The 17377-nt window shown below is 68.2% G+C and carries 14 protein-coding genes, 1 rRNA gene, 2 pseudogenes and 1 riboswitch; of the genes and pseudogenes, 3 read left to right on the plus strand and 14 right to left on the minus strand.

Annotation, left to right across the window (positions count from 1 at the left end; genetic code table 11):
* Nucleotides 1–313, minus strand: a pseudogene (locus AB0D34_RS46785) (potassium-transporting ATPase subunit B); the annotation flags it as partial.
* Nucleotides 314–532: 219 nt separating this feature from the next.
* Nucleotides 533–781, minus strand: a pseudogene (locus AB0D34_RS46790) (histidine kinase); the annotation flags it as partial.
* Between the two features lie 271 nt (nucleotides 782–1052).
* On the opposite strand from AB0D34_RS46790, the gene AB0D34_RS46795 reads away from it, so the two are divergent.
* Both AB0D34_RS46795 and AB0D34_RS46800 read left to right on the plus strand, forming a co-directional pair.
* Entirely contained in the window at nucleotides 1053–3014 is a 1962-nt protein-coding gene (locus AB0D34_RS46795) for an APC family permease (RefSeq protein ID WP_362674239.1), read from the plus strand.
* 77 nt (nucleotides 3015–3091) lie between these two features.
* Complete coding sequence (locus tag AB0D34_RS46800) at nucleotides 3092–3511, plus strand: TOBE domain-containing protein (RefSeq protein WP_362674241.1); 420 nt, start codon at nucleotides 3092–3094, stop codon at nucleotides 3509–3511.
* 46 nt (nucleotides 3512–3557) lie between these two features.
* On the opposite strand, the gene gcvP is transcribed toward AB0D34_RS46800, so the two are convergent.
* A complete protein-coding gene (gene gcvP, locus AB0D34_RS46805) occupies nucleotides 3558–6443 on the minus strand; it encodes an aminomethyl-transferring glycine dehydrogenase (RefSeq protein WP_362674244.1) in 2886 nt (961 codons plus the stop codon).
* A 176-nt stretch (nucleotides 6444–6619) separates the two neighbouring features.
* Nucleotides 6620–6715, minus strand: a riboswitch (glycine riboswitch).
* A 122-nt stretch (nucleotides 6716–6837) separates the two neighbouring features.
* On the opposite strand from gcvP, the gene AB0D34_RS46810 reads away from it, so the two are divergent.
* Nucleotides 6838–7215, plus strand: a complete 378-nt coding sequence (locus AB0D34_RS46810) for a PRC-barrel domain-containing protein (protein ID WP_362674247.1) — start codon at nucleotides 6838–6840, stop codon at nucleotides 7213–7215.
* Here the strand turns inward: AB0D34_RS46810 and AB0D34_RS46815 are convergent.
* The 11 genes from AB0D34_RS46815 to rrf all read right to left on the minus strand — a co-directional run.
* Complete coding sequence (locus tag AB0D34_RS46815) at nucleotides 7131–8552, minus strand: DNA polymerase IV (RefSeq protein ID WP_362674250.1); 1422 nt, start codon at nucleotides 8550–8552, stop codon at nucleotides 7131–7133. The genes AB0D34_RS46810 and AB0D34_RS46815 overlap by 85 nt on opposite strands.
* Nucleotides 8553–8609: 57 nt before the next feature.
* Nucleotides 8610–9257 (minus strand): MerR family transcriptional regulator, encoded by a 648-nt coding sequence (locus AB0D34_RS46820; protein ID WP_362674253.1) that lies wholly within the window; start codon nucleotides 9255–9257, stop codon nucleotides 8610–8612.
* 263 nt (nucleotides 9258–9520) lie between these two features.
* Nucleotides 9521–9994, minus strand: coding sequence for a bifunctional nuclease family protein (locus AB0D34_RS46825; RefSeq protein WP_004002801.1), 474 nt, complete (start codon nucleotides 9992–9994; stop codon nucleotides 9521–9523).
* A gap of 77 nt (nucleotides 9995–10071) precedes the next feature.
* Complete coding sequence (locus AB0D34_RS46830) at nucleotides 10072–10809, minus strand: MerR family transcriptional regulator (protein ID WP_362674256.1); 738 nt, start codon at nucleotides 10807–10809, stop codon at nucleotides 10072–10074.
* Between the two features lie 18 nt (nucleotides 10810–10827).
* Nucleotides 10828–11736, minus strand: coding sequence for an FHA domain-containing protein (locus AB0D34_RS46835; protein ID WP_362674259.1), 909 nt, complete (start codon nucleotides 11734–11736; stop codon nucleotides 10828–10830).
* 61 nt (nucleotides 11737–11797) lie between these two features.
* Entirely contained in the window at nucleotides 11798–12628 is an 831-nt protein-coding gene (locus tag AB0D34_RS46840) for a DUF881 domain-containing protein (RefSeq protein WP_362674261.1), read from the minus strand.
* A gap of 5 nt (nucleotides 12629–12633) precedes the next feature.
* A complete protein-coding gene (locus AB0D34_RS46845) occupies nucleotides 12634–12966 on the minus strand; it encodes a small basic family protein (protein WP_003988855.1) in 333 nt (110 codons plus the stop codon).
* Nucleotides 12967–12978: 12 nt separating this feature from the next.
* Nucleotides 12979–13860 carry a DUF881 domain-containing protein gene (locus AB0D34_RS46850; protein WP_362674262.1) on the minus strand — a complete coding sequence of 294 codons (882 nt, stop codon included), beginning with the start codon at nucleotides 13858–13860 and terminating at the stop codon, nucleotides 12979–12981.
* Nucleotides 13861–13962: 102 nt separating this feature from the next.
* Nucleotides 13963–16458: a mannose-1-phosphate guanyltransferase gene (locus AB0D34_RS46855; RefSeq protein WP_362674264.1), complete on the minus strand. Its 2496-nt coding sequence runs from the start codon at nucleotides 16456–16458 to the stop codon at nucleotides 13963–13965.
* 116 nt (nucleotides 16459–16574) lie between these two features.
* Nucleotides 16575–17183, minus strand: a complete 609-nt coding sequence (locus AB0D34_RS46860; protein ID WP_362674266.1) for a CDP-alcohol phosphatidyltransferase family protein — start codon at nucleotides 17181–17183, stop codon at nucleotides 16575–16577.
* 109 nt (nucleotides 17184–17292) lie between these two features.
* Nucleotides 17293–17377 (minus strand): 5S ribosomal RNA (gene rrf, locus AB0D34_RS46865); the annotation flags it as partial.

Raw genomic sequence — 17377 nt, forward strand, 5'->3', positions numbered from 1 at the left:
CCCAGGCGATGACCGAACCGGCCGCACCCTTACGGATCTTGCGCCCCTCGACGTCCACTCCGGACATCCGGGTCTGGGCGGTGAAGGCGATCCACCCGGCGCCGACCAGCTCACGCTCGCGCAGCCCGTACTTCTCCTTCGCCAGCACGACGACGGAGCGGCCCTCGGGCGTCTCGTCGGCCAGCGAGGAGAGCTGGGCGGCGTCGGCGAGTTCGGCCTCCGTGACCCCGCTCACCGGCACGAACTCGGCGGCCTGGCGGTTGCCGAGCGTGATGGTGCCGGTCTTGTCGAGCAGCAGCGTCGACACATCCCCGCATCGGCCTCCCGCCGCACGGCGTCCGCAACGCCCCCCCACCCCACTGGTTCAGCAGCAGCGACTGCCACAGCCGCGCCGCCTCCGTCTCCGACTCCACTTCCGCCTCCGCCTCCGCCTCCGCCTCCGCCTCCGCCTCCGCGACAAGGGACGGTGACCCACGTGGCAGGTTCCGCGGCCATAACCGCAGGGACGTAGATGGCAAAGGGACGTCCCGGTTGAGGTCACGGCGGCCCAGCCGACGACGAGCGGTGTACGCGACTCGTGGCCGACCGCCCGCAGCAGTGCCGTACGCATCAGGTCGGCGGCCCGTCCCGGCTCGATCTCGACGGCGGCCTAGGCGAGCCGGGCCCGCTCCACCGCCGGGCCGACGTGCGCGACGAAGGCCACCAGGACCCGGCGTTCGGACGAGGACAGGGAGCACCCGCGCAGGACCAGACACCCGCCGGGCCCTGCCGGAACGGCAGTGGCCGCCCAGGAGCCCGCCGTACGTCATGACGCTGGGTGTCCGTCACCGACCGCCCAACCCGGCGTCCGCCTTCCAGCCCCGGAGCGATCCGGCAGGCCCGGCACCTCGCCACATGACGTGAGCCCCCTCCCACAAGGCGATTCTTAACGGAAGCTTGACGCCCCGGCTGTCCACATCCGTGGGCCTCGGCGTCACTCTCCGCTTACGCTGATCCCGCCGTCCGTGTGATGGCCGGATCCGCATGCTGAGCCGCACACCAGGAGCACACCGATGGCCACGACCGAGCAACCTCCCTCCAGTCGCCTGCGCGACTGGATGCTGGAGGGCCTGTCCGACATGGTCAAGAGTCAGGACCAAGACCGACCGGAGCAGAAGACCGAGTCGAGCCCGGAGCACAAGGGCCAGCCCTGGTACCGGGTCATGTGCCTGACCGGCGTCGACTACTTCTCCACCCTCGGCTACCAGCCCGGCATCGCCGCCCTCGCCGCAGGCCTGCTCTCCCCCATCGCGACCATCGTGCTCGTCATAGTCACCCTGGCCGGCGCCCTGCCGGTCTACCGCCGGGTGGCCGAGGAAAGCCCGCACGGCCAGGGCTCGATCGCCATGCTGGAACGGCTGCTGACCTTCTGGAAGGGCAAGCTCTTCGTTCTGACGCTGCTCGGCTTCGCCGCCACCGACTTCCTCATCACCATCACCCTGTCCGCGGCGGACGCCTCGACCCACCTCGTCGAGAACCCGCACCTGACCAGCACCCTGCACGACCAGCAGATGCTGATCACCCTGGTCCTGGTGGCCCTGCTCGGGGCGGTCTTCCTCAAGGGCTTCCTGGAGGCCATCGGTGTCGCAACGGCCCTGGTGGGCGTCTACCTCGCGCTGAACGTCGTCGTCGTGATCGTCGGCCTCTGGCACGTCGTCACCGCCGAGCACGTTGTCACCGACTGGTCGAACGCCCTGACGGCCGAGCACGGCAACGTCTTCGTGATGATCGGCGTGGCCCTGATCGTCTTCCCCAAGCTCGCCCTCGGCCTCTCCGGCTTCGAGACCGGCGTCGCCGTCATGCCACACGTCAAGGGCGACCCGGGCGAAACCGAGGAGAACCCGGTCGGACGGATCCGCGACACGAAGAAACTGCTCACCACCGCCGCGGTGATCATGAGCTGCTTCCTGATCGCCACAAGCTTCATCACCACCCTCCTGATCCCCGAGAAGGAGTTCGAGGCGGGCGGCCAGGCCAACGGCCGCGCCCTCGCCTTCCTCGCGCACCAGTATCTCGGCGGCGTCTTCGGCACGGTCTACGACGTCTCGACGATCGCCATCCTGTGGTTCGCCGGCGCCTCCGCGATGGCCGGCCTGCTCAACCTCATGCCCCGCTACCTGCCCCGCTACGGCATGGCTCCGCACTGGGCCCGTGCCGTGCGCCCCATGGTCATCGTCTTCACCCTGATCGCCTTCTTCGTCACCTGGATCTTCGACGCCAGCGTCGACGCCCAGGGCGGCGCATACGCCACCGGCGTGCTGGTACTGATCAGCTCCGCGGCGATCGCGGTGACCATCGCCGCCCGCAAGGCGGGACAGCGAGGCTGGACCATTGCCTTCGCGGTGATCTCTGCGGTGTTCCTCTACACGACCGTCGTCAACGTCATCGAACGCCCCGACGGCGTGAAGATCGGCGCCTGCTTCATCGCCGGCATCATCCTCGTCTCCCTGCTCTCACGCCTCGCCCGCGCCTTCGAGCTCCGCGTGACCAGCGTGACGCTCGACGACATGGCGGAACGTTTCATCCGAGACATGGCCAGCCGCAAGATGCGCTTCATCGCCAACGAGCCCGACAACCGCGACAAGGCCGAGTACCGCGACAAGATCGAGCAGATCCGCGAGGACAACGACATCCCCGGCCAGGAGGACTTCGTCTTCGTGGAGGTCACCGTCACCGACCCCTCGGAGTTCGAAGCCGGCCTCACGGTCCGCGGCGAGGTCCTCCACAACCGCTACCGCGTCCTGACCCTGGAGTCCTCCTCCATCCCGAACGCCCTGGCGGCCCTCCTCCTCCACGTCCGCGACACGACCCGCTGCACCCCGCACATCTACTTCGAGTGGACCGAGGGCAACCCCTTCCGCAACTTCCTGCGCTTCTTCCTCTTCGGCCAGGGCGAGGTGGCCCCGGTCACCCGAGAGGTCCTACGCGAGGCCGAACCGGACCGCGCCAGGCGCCCACGCGTCCACACCGGCTGAGACGCGACTTCAGCACGAGAGGGAGCAAACCCGCACATACGCGGCTCAATCCCCACCACCCTCTACGGTTGCTGACCATGACCCTCAGCATCCGCAACCAACTCCCCGGCACCGTCACCACCGTCACTCCGGGCGAAGCCATGGCAACGGTCAGGATCCGCCTCGACGGCGGCCAGGACCTCACGGCCGCGATCACCCTCGACGCAGTCGAGGAACTCGGCCTCACCCAGGACACGACCGTCCGCGCCCTGGTGAAGTCGACTGAGGTCTCCCTCGCCACCGCCCCCGTCCAGGGCGTGTCCATCCGCAACCAGCTCCCCGGCACGGTCCTGTCCGTTACCGCCGGCGCAGCGATGGCCTCCGTCAAGGTCGCCGTCGACGGAGGCGAACTCACCTCCGTGATCACCAGCGACGCCGCGACCGACCTCGCCCTCACCGCCGGCACCCCGGTCGTCGCCCTGATCAAGTCGACCGAGGTATCGGTGGCCACGGCGTAAGGGAAAGGGCCCCGCCGAAACGGGGCCCTCCTCACCTCACATCACTTCAGTCCTCGTACGCGTCCAGGGGCGGGCACGAGCACACCAGGTTCCGGTCACCGAAGGCCTGGTCGATCCGCCGCACCGGCGGCCAGTACTTGTCCGCGACCGACACCCCGGCCGGGAACACAGCCTCCTCACGCGTGTACGCATGCCCCCACTCACCGCCCAGCGCACCGGCAGTGTGCGGAGCGTTCCGCAGCGGGTTGTCGTCGGCGGCCCACTCCCCGGAACCGACCTTCTCGATCTCCCCGCGAATGGCGATCATCGCCTCGCAGAACCGGTCCAGCTCACCCAGGTCCTCGGACTCGGTCGGCTCGATCATCAGCGTGCCGGCCACCGGGAACGACATGGTCGGCGCGTGGAAGCCGTAGTCGATGAGCCGCTTGGCCACGTCGTCGACACTCACCCCGGTCGCCTTGGTCAGCGGCCGCAGATCGATGATGCTCTCGTGCGCGACCAGCCCGCCGGGCCCGGTGTAGAGCACGGGGTAGTGGGGCTCGAGGCGCTTGGCGATGTAGTTGGCGGAGAGCACCGCCACCTGTGTGGCCCGCTTGAGCCCCTCACCGCCCATGAGCCGGACGTACGCCCAAGAGATCGGCAGGATGCCCGCGGAACCCCAGGGCGCGGCCGAGATCGGGCCTACGCCCGTCTCCGGCCCCGCCGCGGGCTGCATCGGGTGGTTCGGCAGATACGGCGCGAGATGCGCCCGCACACCCACCGGCCCGACGCCCGGACCGCCCCCACCATGCGGAATGCAGAAGGTCTTGTGCAGGTTCAGGTGCGAGACGTCACCACCGAAGTGCCCCGGCTTGGCCAGCCCCACCAGCGCGTTGAGGTTGGCCCCGTCGACGTACACCTGCCCGCCGGCCTCGTGCACCTGCGCGCAGATGTCGGCGACATGCTCCTCGAACACCCCGTGCGTCGAGGGGTACGTGATCATCAGCACGGCCAGCTCGTCCCGGTGCTGCTCGATCTTGGCCCGCAGGTCCTCGACGTCGATCTCGCCGTCGTCGGCGGTCTTCACGACGACGACCTTCATCCCGGCCATGACCGCGCTCGCGGCGTTCGTCCCGTGCGCCGAGGACGGAATCAGACACACGGTCCGCTGCTCGTCACCGTTCGCCCGGTGATATCCGCGTACGGCGAGCAGCCCGGCCAGCTCACCCTGCGAACCGGCGTTCGGCTGCAGCGACACGTTGTCGTACCCGGTGACCTCGGCGAGCCGCTCCTCAAGCTCCCGGATCAGCGTCAGATACCCCTGCGCCTGCTCGGCGGGCGCGAAGGGGTGCAGCTGCCCGAACTCGGGCCAGGTGACCGGCTCCATCTCCGTGGTCGCGTTGAGCTTCATGGTGCAGGAGCCCAGCGGGATCATGCCGCGGTCGAGCGCGTAGTCACGGTCGGCCAGCCTGCGCAGGTAGCGCAGCATCGCGGTCTCGGACCGGTACTGGTGGAAGACGGGGTGGGCGAGGAAGTCGTCACCCCGCAGCAGAGCGTCCGGCAGCGCCTCCTCGGTGGCCGCGTCCAGCGCCTCGATGTCGCCGTCGACCCCGAACGCACTCCACACCGCGCCCAGTTGGGCCCGCCCGGTGGTCTCGTCGCAGGCGATGGACACGTGGTCGGCGTTGACGAGGTGCAGGTTGACCCCGTTCCGCCGCGCGCCTGCGACGACCTCGGCGGCTTTCCCCGGCACACGCACGGTCAGCGTGTCGAAGTAGGAGCCGTGCACGACCTCGACCCCGCCGGCGCGGAGCCCCGCCGCGAGGAGGGTGGCGTACCGGTGTGTGCGCCGGGCGATGCCCTTGAGCCCCTCGGGCCCGTGGTAGACGGCGTACATCCCGGCCATGACCGCGAGGAGCACCTGAGCGGTGCAGATGTTGCTGGTCGCCTTCTCCCGGCGGATGTGCTGCTCACGCGTCTGCAGCGCGAGCCGGTACGCCTTGTTCCCGTCGGCGTCCACGGACACGCCCACGAGCCGCCCGGGCAGGCTCCGCGCGAACTTCTCGTGCACGGCGATGTAACCGGCGTGCGGCCCACCGAACCCCATGGGCACACCGAACCGCTGCGTGGTCCCGACCGCGATGTCCGCCCCGAGCTCACCCGGCGACCTCAGCAGCGTCAGCGCGAGCAGGTCGGCTGCGACGGTCACGAGCGCGCCGAGCTCGTGGGCCTGGTCGACGACCGCCTTGATGTCGCGTACGGCCCCGGAGGCGCCTGGGTACTGGACGAGCACGCCGTTGATCTCACGCGAGGCGACCTCGTCCGGGATGCCCTGGCTCAGATCCGCGACCACGACCTCGACCCCGGTCGGCTCGGCGCGGGTCTCGATCACGGCGATGGTCTGCGGCAGGACATCGGCGTCGACGAGGAAGAGCCCCTTCTTGTTCTTCCCCATGCGCCGCGACAGTGCCAGGGCCTCGGCCGCGGCGGTCCCCTCGTCGAGCAGCGAGGCTCCGGAGGTCGGCAGCCCGGTGAGATCGGCGACCATGGTCTGGAAGTTCAGCAGCGCTTCGAGCCGCCCCTGCGAGATCTCCGGCTGGTACGGCGTGTAGGCCGTGTACCAGGCCGGGTTCTCCATCACGTTGCGCAGGATGACGGGCGGCGTGAAGGTCCCGTAGTACCCGAGCCCGATCATGGAGTCGAGTACCTGGTTGCGATCGGCCAGCGACCGCAGCTCCGCCAGCACCTCGGCCTCGGTGCGCGCACCGGGCAGCTCCAGCGCATCGGCGTTCTTGATCACGTCCGGTACCGCGGCGGCGGTCAGCTCGTCCAGCGAGCCATATCCGACCTGGGCGAGCATCTTGGCCCGCGCCTCATGATCAGGACCGATATGACGCTGCTCGAAGGGGATGCCCTGTTCGAGTTCGGAGAGCGGAATGCGATGGGCGGTCATTGCGGAGGCCTCCTGGTCTGACGCGACCTGCGAGGGGTACCCCGGCGCGGGTACCCCGACGGCCTCCCCCTCTGTCATCTCAACCTGAGAGCTTCACCAGGCAGCCCGAGGACCACCGGCTTTCACCGTCGGTGAGAGCAGACACCGTCGACGCCCGCCCTGCTTTCCAGAGTGACCTCGTCCGTGCGGTACGTGAGCCTGAGAGATTCCGGGGAGGATTTGCTCCTTCGGCGCCTCCGATGAAGTCTGGAGGACTCTCCCGCACAGGGTCGACAGCCGCTGCAAGCGTACCAGCGAGGTCTACGCACGAGTCTTCGAGTGGCCGCACACCCCGATGTGCTCTTTCGTAGTGCTTACGACCGCTTCGGATGAGTTGCGAGCAAGTGGAGGGCCCGTGCAGACCGATATCGATCCGCGCAACCTGATCGGCCGCAAGGCGTTCGACCGCAACGGCACCAAGATCGGCACCATCGACGAGATCTACCTCGACGACGCGACCGGAGTGCCGGAGTGGGCGGCCATACGCACCGGCCTGTTCTCCCGGGACGCCTTCGTCCCCCTGGAGCCCAGCGAACTGCTCGAAGGCACCCTGCGCGTCCCCTTCGACCGCGCCCTCATCAAGGACGCCCCCGACTTCGGCGTGGGCCGCCACCTCTCCCCCGAGCAGGAACTCCAGCTCTACCACCACTACGGCCTCGACACAGACCCACCACCCCCACTCCCGGACCAGGACTTCGGCAACCTGCCGGGCACGGAGGACGCCGAGACCTGAACGACTCCCTCAACCAACGGCAACGGTTCCGCCGGCTCCAGCGCAGGATCGTCAACCAGAAACGTCCGAACCCGCCCCGGCCCGGAATCCGGCGTCTCGAACCGCACGGTCACTCGCCCCACCCCGCTCCCCTGCACCCACCCGTGCCCGTACTCGGTATGCCGCACATCGTGCCCGGCAACCCACCGCCGCTCGACGACGACCTCCCGCTCCTCGACGGCCATGTCATCCGCCGCCTCCTCCACGGCCTGATCCGCCCCCTCCCCCATGGCCTGGGCGAACAAGTCCTCCTGAGTGAAGTCGGCAAGCCCACTCACCCCCACCCCCAGCAACCGCACACCCCCGGTCGAGTCCACCCCGTCCAGCAACCGCAACGCGGCCTCCCGCACCACCGCCGGATCATCCGTAGGCCCCCGCAGCGTCTCGGACCGCGTCAGCGTCGAGAAGTCGTACCGCCGCACCTTCAGCACGATGGTCCGCCCCGACAACCCGGCCCCCCGCAGCCTCCGTACACACCGGTCCGCCAGCCGCTGCACCTCAAGGCTCACCCGGACTCGGTCATGGATGTCCACGTCGTACGTGTCCTCCACCGACACCGACTTCGTCTCCCGCTCCGCCACCACGTCCCGCTCGTCCCGTGCCAAAGCCATGGCGTACAGCCCGTGCCCGTGGGCCTTCCCGAGTAGCCGTACGAGCTCGTCCTCCCCCGCCTCGACGATCTCGTCGACCGTGTGGATCCCGGCCCGCCGCAGATGGTCCCCGGTCGCCGGCCCCACCCCCGGCAGCGTCCGCACCGACATCGGCCCGAGCAGCGCCCGCTCGGTCCCTGGCTCGATCACCACCAGGCCGTCCGGCTTGGCCTGCTCGGAGGCGATCTTCGCGAGCATCTTGGACGCGGCGAGTCCGACGGATCCCGTCAGCCCCGTCACGGCCCGTATGTCGGCCCGCAGCTTCTCCCCCGCCAGCCGCGCCGAGACCTCGTCCCAGGCCGCTCCCCCGGCCTCCAGATCCACGAACGCCTCGTCCAGGCTCAGCGGCTCCACCAGCGGCGACAGCTCCCGCAGCAGCCCCATCACCTGCTCGCTGATCGCCTTGTAGAACCCGAAGCGGGGTACGAGATACGCGGCGTTGGGCGCGAGCCGCCGCGCCTGGGCCATGGGCATCGCCGAGTGCACCCCGAACACCCTGGCCTCGTACGACGCGGTGGCCACCACACCCCGCGGCCCCAGCCCGCCCACGACCACGGCCTTCCCGCGCAGACTCGGCTTGGACGCCTGCTCCGCCGAGGCGTAGAAGGCATCCATGTCGAGATGCAGGATGGTGGGCGCTTTTCTCACATGTCCGATGCTGCCCTACGCCACTGACAATGCCCTGCCCGCGGAGCGGAGCAGGCCTCAGACCGCCCGGTTGCGCCGCCGCGCCAGCTCGTCCGCGGGGTTGGGCCCGATGAGCGTCTCCCCGGTGTCGACGCGCTCCCCGTGCAGCTGGGACAGGGCACTCTCGACGTCCCGCCACACGACGCCCACGGCGATCCCGAAGATCCCCTGTCCGCCCTGGAGCAGTGCGTGGACCTCGTCCGGCGAGGTGCACTCGTACACGGTGGCGCCGTCGCTCATGAGCGTCATGCGCTCCAGGTCCTGGAATCCACGCTCACGCAGGTGCTGGACCGTGGTGCGGATGTTCTGCAGCGACACGCCGGTGTCGAGGAACCGCTTGACGATCTTCAGGACGACGACGTCCCGGAAGCTGTAGAGCCGCTGTGTCCCGGACCCGTAGGCGGCCCGTACGCTGGGCTCGACGAGGCCGGTGCGCGCCCAGTAGTCGAGTTGTCGGTAGGTGATGCCGGCCGCGGCGCACGCCGTCGGGCCGCGATAGCCGATCTGCTCGGACGCCATGGACGTCGCCCCTCCGCTGCTCGGCACGGCCGCCGGTCGCCGCGGAGCGCGATGATCGGCCGCGCTGCTGTGAAGCGGGTACGGACCGCTCGCCCCGAGACTCCGTCCGGGGGCACCCCCAGCCGTACCGTCGCCGCTGCTTCTCACGCCGACCTCCGTCCTTGACCTGCCTTCTCGACGGTAGGCAGTCACCAGGGGTGCGTCAACGATCGCCACACTCGGCACGCCGAGTGATAATCACCCAAGGAGTGGTTTCCCGTACCCCACCGCGGGGAAAGGCTAGCCGAATGCGCTCCGAGCGGGCCGCAGGACGCTCTCACGCGCCGGTGGCAAATGCCAGCATTTCAGTGACGACCGGACACGGCCGACCCGCCACGGACCACTGATCCGCCGGATCGGCCGCAGATTCCTCACTGACTGCTCGTGCCGAAGTCCTCGGGGGAGATCTGGTCGAGGAACTCGCGGAACTTCTCTACTTCGTCCTCCTGCTCGTCCGGAATCGCGATCCCTGCGTCGTCGAGGACTCCGTCGCTGCCGTAGATCGGCGTCCCGGTGCGCAGGGCCAGCGCTATGGCGTCGGACGGCCGCGCGCTCACCTCGACCCCGCTGGCGAAGACCAGCTCCGCGTAGAAGACGCCCTCACGCAGATCCGTGATGCGCACTTCGGTGAGCTCCTGGCCGACCGCCTCCAGCACGTCCTTGAACAGGTCGTGGGTCAGCGGTCGTGCGGGGGCCATGCCCTGCTGCGCGAAGGCGATCGCAGTCGCCTCCCCCGGCCCGATCCAGATGGGGAGGTAGCGGTCGCCTCCCACTTCACGCAGGAGCACGATCGGTTGGTTGGAGGGCATTTCGACCCGGACACCTACGACATCGAGCTCGTTCACACAGCAACCCTAGGCCGTGCCCGGGACGTTTGGGTAGTCGGGCCGGAAACGGGTGCCAGTTCCTGCACCAGCCGCCCTCAGGGCAGCCGTACGCCGAGCGCGGTCTGCACAAGCGCCGCGTGCAGCTTCACCGTGAGCCCTGCCAGTTCCTTCGTACGGGCTTCCGCGTGAGCGCGGGTCTGCGGGTTGCGGTGGCGCTTCAGCGGGGCCACCACCTGGTCCACGAGGCCTGCCTCACGGTCGGCGGCGGCTTTCATCGCCCGCAGATGCCGCGGCTCGATCCCGAACCGCCCGAGCTCCACGACGAGCGCGGCCACGGTGACGGCCTCGGCGTCGTACGCCCCGTCCGGGAGCGGGGTGACGAGTCCGTACGACTCCCACTCCGCCAGCTCCTGCTCGCCGATCTCGGCGGCAGCGAGCAGCTCGTCCCGCCCGATCCGCGCCGCAGTGGGCCCCTCAGGGACCTCCAGGACCGTTTCTCCGTCCCGCTGGCGGCCCGCTGTGGGCAGTGCGACGGCCTCGCCGCGCTCCATGGCGTCCAGGTGCTCACGGATCACCTTGAGCGGCAGATAGTGGTCCCGCTGCATCCTGAGGACACGGCCGAGGCGCTCGACATCGCGCTCACTGAACTTGCGATACCCGGAGGGGGTCCGCTGCGGCTCGATGAGCCCCTCGGACTCCAGGAACCGGATCTTGGAGATCGTCACTTCGGGGAACTCGTCGCGCAGCGCGTTCAGCACTGTGCCGATGCTCATCAGCCCACTGTCCGTGGCGGCGGTACCGTGTCCGGCACCGCCGCTCGGTGTTTGAAGCATGGACCTTCCCTGGGAGGGTCAGTAGCCCCGCTGGCTCGCGTAGAACACCAGCCGGTACTTGCCGATCTGCACCTCGTCGCCGTTGTTCAGAGCGACCGAGTCGATCCGCTCACGGTTGACGTACGTGCCGTTGAGACTGCCCACGTCGGACACCGTGAACGAGCCGTCCTGACCACGACGGAACTCCACGTGACGACGCGAGACGGTGACGTCGTCGAGGAAGATGTCGCTCTGCGGGTGACGGCCGGCCGTGGTCAGCTCGCCGTCCAGCAGGAAGCGGCTGCCCGAGTTCGGACCGCGGCGCACGACCAGGAGCGCGGAGCCCAGCGGCAGCGCGTCCACAGCCGCTTGCGCCTCCGGGGAGAGCGCGGGCATCTGCGTCTGGCCGGTGACCTCGGCGTCGTACGCCTCGAGTCCGGAGATGGAGATGGTGGAGGTCGTCTCCGAGGGACGCTCGGGCACGGCCCCCGCCCGCAGCGGGGCGCCGCAGTTGGAGCAGAAGCGGCTGTTCTCCGCGTTGCGGTTACCGCACCTCGTACACACCTGGGCCGACATAGGGGAAAACCCTCCACCCGTACTTGAGGTTGACGGCTGCCCGAAACCTATGCCGCCGGACTGGGCAGGGTCAACAGACGGCACGCCCTGACCTCCGGAAATGTCGCCCTCCGGGCCGCCTAGCTGGTCCCGGAACAGCGGGCGCTGGCCCTCGGCGTCGGGCTGTGCGCGGTGCCGAGCGGTGGCGTTGTTGTCACTGCCCTCTCGCGCGCTCTTGCCGAACAACTTCTGAAACAACTTCACGGGCGATTCCCCTTGACCGAAACAGACCCGCCCGTGGGGCAGGACGAACCCTGATTGAACACACCGGTCGACCCGGACATCCTCACAACGTCCGTTTCCACCTGACAGTTTCCACCACGCACCACCCATTCGGTGCGCCGACCCCCCGCAACCTCATGCCCTGGCCGGACGCCCCCCATGCACCCCCGGTTCACTGGGAGGACGACCGAGCGTAGTCAGGCTGCTTCGCCGCTCGCAAGGCGTCCACGACGATCTTGTCCGACCGCTCGACGGTAACGGTGGCCTGCTCCTTCTCAAGAGTCTGCACCACGCCTCCAGGGATGTTCAGCGCCGGTTCGAGGTCCTGCGGATTGCCGATGACCTTGAAACGAAACGGGGCTGTGATCTTGTTCCCGTCGACGCTCACGCTTTTGTCGGAGTCCGACAGATACGTGCCCGCGACGACCCGTACGCCGTTCACCTGGATCGCCTCCGCGCCGGCCGCACGCAGCTCCTGGATCGCGTCGAGCAGCATGTCCGCCTCGACCGTCCCCTTGGTGTCCTCGATCGTCATCGTGATGCCCGGCCCCTGCGCGGCAACCGTGCCCGCGAGGATGCCGAGTTGCCGCTCCTTCTCAACCGTCTGCTTCCGTGCCTCTTCAGCCTGGTCGGAGCTGTTCTCCAACTCGTCCCGCTGCTTCTCGAGACCCTGCTTCTCGTCTTCAAGACGCTGAGTACGGTCGTCCAGTTCATCGAGGATGCGTACGAGATCTTCCTGCCTCGCACCGCGCAGCGCGCTGTCACTGTCGCTGTTCGACGCCACCTGGACGGCGAGGCCGAATCCGAGGCCGAACAGCAACACCGCGACGATGAGTTGGGCCCGCGACACACGCGGCGGCCACAATCCGTTCACCAGCCTCTGACGGCCGGTCAGCCCGCTTTCCGCTTCAGGGGCCCGGGTCTCCTCGGAAGGCGCCGCCGGGAGTTCCTCGGGCAGTTCCTTGCGCAGCCTGTTGCCGGGCGTCTCTTCTGGCTCGCTCATCCGCCTCACGCCCGGAAGACGTGCCGACGGATCGCCGCGGCGTTCGAGAAGATGCGGATCCCGAGCACGACGACGACACCGGTCGACAGCTGGGCGCCCACGCCCAACTTGTCGCCCAGGAACACGATCAGCGCAGCCACGACCACATTGGACAGGAACGACACGACGAAGACCTTGTCGTCGAAGATGCCGTCGAGCATGGCGCGCAGACCACCGAAGACGGCGTCGAGCGCCGCCACGACGGCGATCGGCAGATAAGGCTCGACGACCGCCGGAACCTCAGGCCGGACCAACAGGCCGGCCACGACTCCCACGACGAGGCCCAGTACGGCGATCACAATGTGCCCTTCTCAGTTTCTCGGCTCTGCTGTACGTACGATCACACTCGGTGCGGCCGGCAGCCGGAGGTCGTCCTCCACGGAGATGGCGGTCCTGATGCCGTAGTTCTCCTGCAGGGCGTGCAGATACAGTCCGTCGGCACTGTTCTGGAACCTGGTGCTCAGCCGCTTCCCGTCCCCCACCGCAAGCACCGTATACGGCGGCACCAGCGGCTTGTTGTCGACCAGTATGGCGTCACCCGCTGCCCTGATCGCCGACAGCGCGGTCAACCGCTGTCCGTTGATGGAGACGGCTTCGGCGCCCGACTCCCACAATCCGTTCACGACCCGCTGCATGTCTCGGTCGCGCACCCGGCCGGTGTCGGAGAACCCTGACGTCTCCCGCGGGTTCCCGTCACCGCCCGTGCTCGCTTCCTTGGCGTCGTTCACGACGAGCTTCACACCGGGGCCGTGCACCTCCGCGGCACCCGACAGGATGTCCACGAGATCGGCCTGCCCGCTGTCGCCGCTCTGCCGGAGCGCCTCGCGTTGCCGCGTGCTCACGTCGTCGCGCAGCTTGTCGACGCTCTCCTCGAGCTTGTCCGCCGTATCGCTCTCACGGTCGATACGGTCGATCAATTCCTGGCGTTCCTTGGCCACGACCGGAGCCGCGACCCTGGCCTGCGCCGCCCCCACCGTGACCACCAGCGCGGCGAGCACCAGCCCGACGGCCAGACCGAGCTTCGCCCGCAGTGTCTTGGGAAGTCCGCCGTCACCGGCGGCCTTCTTGCGGGCCGCCGCCTCGGCGTAGCCGTCGTCGAGGCTGTGATCCATGACGTTGGTGAGCAGCGACATGGAGGCGTCCGGGCGCGTGGGGGGCGTGGGTGTGCTCCGAACGGGGGGCTGCTGCGGCATGCCGCACATCGTCGCACGTCGCGGCCCCTACCTCCGAATGGCCCCATCGGCGTGCCGGACAGGCCCCCTGGGGACCATGCCCGGCACGCGCGCGTGCGTGGCTCAGCGGCCGGCGCTGTCCACGACCGCCGACCACTCGTCCAGCAGGGCCTGCGCGGACGCGTCGTCAGGCCCCTCGGCCCACAGATGGGTGACCGCCTCCGCAGGGTCCGGCAGCACCATCACCCAGCGCCCGTCGGTCTCCACGACCCGGACGCCGTCGGTCGTATCGACAAAGCGATCGCCGGCCGCCTCCACGACCCGCCGCATCACCAGGCCCTTGACCGCCCACGGAGTGGCCAGATCCCGCTTGAGGACATGCGCCCGCGGAATCCGCGCGTCAATCTGGCTGAGCGTGAGCTGCGTCCGCGCCACAAGCCCGATCAGCCGTACGAAGGCCGCCGCACCGTCGAAGACACTGCTGAACTCCGGGACGATGAAGGCGCCCTTGCCGTCACCGCCGAAGATCGTCGAATCGTCGCGGCCGACCCGGGTGAGATCGTCGGGCGAAGTGGTCGTCCACTCGACCTGGGTCCCGTGGTAGGCGGCCACCTGCTCGGCGATCCGCGTGGTGGTCACCGGCAACGCCACCCGCCCGCTGCGCCGCTCCGCGGCCACCAGATCCAGCATGACGAGCAGCGCGCGGTCGTCCTCGATGATCCGCCCCTTCTCGTCCACCAGAGACAGCCGCTCGCCCACCGGGTCGAACCGCACGCCGAAAGCGGCCCGCGCGGACGCCACGATCTCTCCCAGCCGCACCATCCCCGACCTACGGGCGTCGGCCGTCTCCGTCGGCCTGGACTCGTCAAGCCCCGGATTGATGGTGAGCGAGTCCACCCCGAGCTTCCCGAGCAGACTCGGCAACACAAGCCCCGCACTACCGTTCGACGCGTCCACGACGACCTTGAGCCCGGACTCGGAGATCCCCGTCGTGTCGACGTTCCGCAGCAACGAACCGGTGTACGAGTCGAAGACGCTCGCCGGGAAATGCAGATCGCCGATCTCACCGGGGAACGCGCGCCGGTACTCCTGCCGCGCGAACACCCGGTCCAGCTTCCGCTGACTGCCCTGCGAAAGGTCCGCACCCCGCCCGTCGAAGAACATGATGTCCACGGAGTCCGGCACCCCGGGCGTGGTCCGGATCATGATCCCACCGGCACTGCCCCGCGCGGTCTGCTGCCGCGCCACGGGCAGCGGTACGTTCTCCAGGTCTCGTACGTCGATGGCGCTGGCCTGGAGAGCCGAGATGACCGCCCTCTTGAGCGCCCGGGCGCCACGGGAGTGGTCGCGGGCCGTGGTGACGGTCGAGCCCTTCTTGAGCGTCGTCGCGTAGGCACCGGCAAGCCGGACCGCGAGCTCCGGCGTGATCTCGACGTTCAGGATGCCGGACACCCCACGGGCGCCGAAGAGATGCGCCTGGCCCCTGGACTCCCAGATGACCGAGGTGTTGACGAACGCGCCGGCCTCGATGGTCTTGAACGGGTAGACCCGCACATTCCCCTGAATAATCGATTCCTCGCCGACGAGGCACTCGTCACCGATGACCGCGCCGTCCTCGATACGAGCCGCGCGCATGATGTCGGTGTTCTTCCCGACCACACAGCCACGCAGATTGCTCTGCTGCCCGACGTACACGTTGTCGTGCACGACGGCCTTGTGCAGAAAGGCCCCGCTCTTCACGACCACGTTCGAGCCGACAACGGTGTGCTCACGGATCTCGGCGCCGGCCTCGACCTTCGCATAGTCCCCGATGTACAGCGGACCACGGAGAACGGCGTCCGGATGCACTTCGGCGCCCTCTGCCACCCACACGCCCGGGGAGAGCTCGAAGCCGTCGATCTCGACGTCGACCTTGCCCTCGAGAACGTCGGCCTGCGCCTTCACATAGCTCTCGTGGGTACCTACGTCCTCCCAGTAGCCCTCGGCGACATAGCCGTAGACCGGCTTGCCTTCCTTCATCAACTGCGGAAAGACATCGCCCGACCAGTCCACGGGCACATCGGGTTCGACGTAGTCGAAGACCTCAGGCTCCATCACATAGATGCCCGTGTTCACGGTGTCCGAGAAGACCTGGCCCCAGGTCGGCTTCTCCAGGAAGCGCTCGACCTTGCCTTCCTCGTCGACGATGGTGATGCCGAATTCGAGCGGATTGGGCACACGGGTCAGACAGACGGTGACCAGCGCGCCCTTTTCCTTGTGGAAGTTGATGAGTTCGGTGAGGTCGAAGTCGGTCAGGGCATCACCGGAAATGACAAGGAAAGCATCGTCCTTCAACGCCTCTTCGGCGTTCTTGACGCTTCCGGCGGTACCGAGTGGCTTCTCCTCATTGGCATAGGAGAGCTCCATGCCGAGCTCCTCACCGTCACCGAAGTAGTTCTTGACCAGTGAGGCCAGGAACTGGACAGTAACGACGGTCTCGTTGAGCCCATGCCTTTTCAGCAGCCTCAGCACGTGCTCCATGATCGGCCGGTTCACCACCGGCAGGAGCGGCTTGGGCATGCTTGAGGTCATGGGACGAAGGCGCGTGCCTTCGCCTCCGGCCATCACGACGGCCTTCATGTCGGAAGCGTCCTCCTCTATAAGAGATGACGGTCTAGCCGACTTCACCCGTCCAGATTGTCCCGCACTTTTCCGCCGGGGGCCAACGAGCCGCTACGGCCGTGCCAGGGGCGAGTTCAGTCGGCCATGGCGTCCGCGCGGATCAGGCGACGGACTTGCACCACGTAGAGCACTCCTGCCCACCAGTAGAGCGTTGTACCCCATCCAGCGAACGCCCATCCGAAAATAGCAGCGAGTGACGAGATCCATCCAGTTCCGTCACTGAGCAGGAGCAGCGGGAAGGCGTACATCAGGTTGAACGTGGCGGCCTTGCCAAGGAAGTTCACCTGCGGGGGCGGATAACCATGTCGCCTGAGGATGCCCACCATCACCAGGAGAACCAGCTCTCGCAAGAGCAGTGCAGCCGTCAACCAGATTGGCAGAATCTCGCGCCAGGTAAGGCCGACCAAAGTCGAGAGAATGTAGAGCCGGTCGGCCGCGGGGTCGAGCAGCCGGCCGAGGCTGCTGATCTGGTTCCACCGGCGGGCCAGCTTGCCGTCCAGGTAGTCACTGATGCCGCTCAGGGCCAACACCAGCAGCGCCCAGGTGTCACTCTTGGGCCCCCCGAACTCAGGCCTGAGAATCAGCCACAGGAAGAGCGGCACGCCAACGAGCCGCGCCATGCTGAGGATGTTGGGGATGGTGAGGACCCGGTCCGTCTGGACCCGGGTCTCCTGGACCTCCACCCGGGGGCCTCCTGTGGGAAACGTGCCAACGATGCCCCCTGACCCTACCTCAACGCAAAAGAGCTCTGGCTCTTGGGCTGCGTGCCCAAGAGCCAGAGCTCTAAAAGGAGTTCGGCGGTGTCCTACTCTCCCACAGGGTCCCCCCTGCAGTACCATCGGCGCTGTAAGGCTTAGCTTCCGGGTTCGGAATGTAA

The sequence above is a fragment of the Streptomyces sp. NPDC048420 genome (genome assembly GCF_040651535.1).
Taxonomy (GTDB): domain Bacteria; phylum Actinomycetota; class Actinomycetes; order Streptomycetales; family Streptomycetaceae; genus Streptomyces.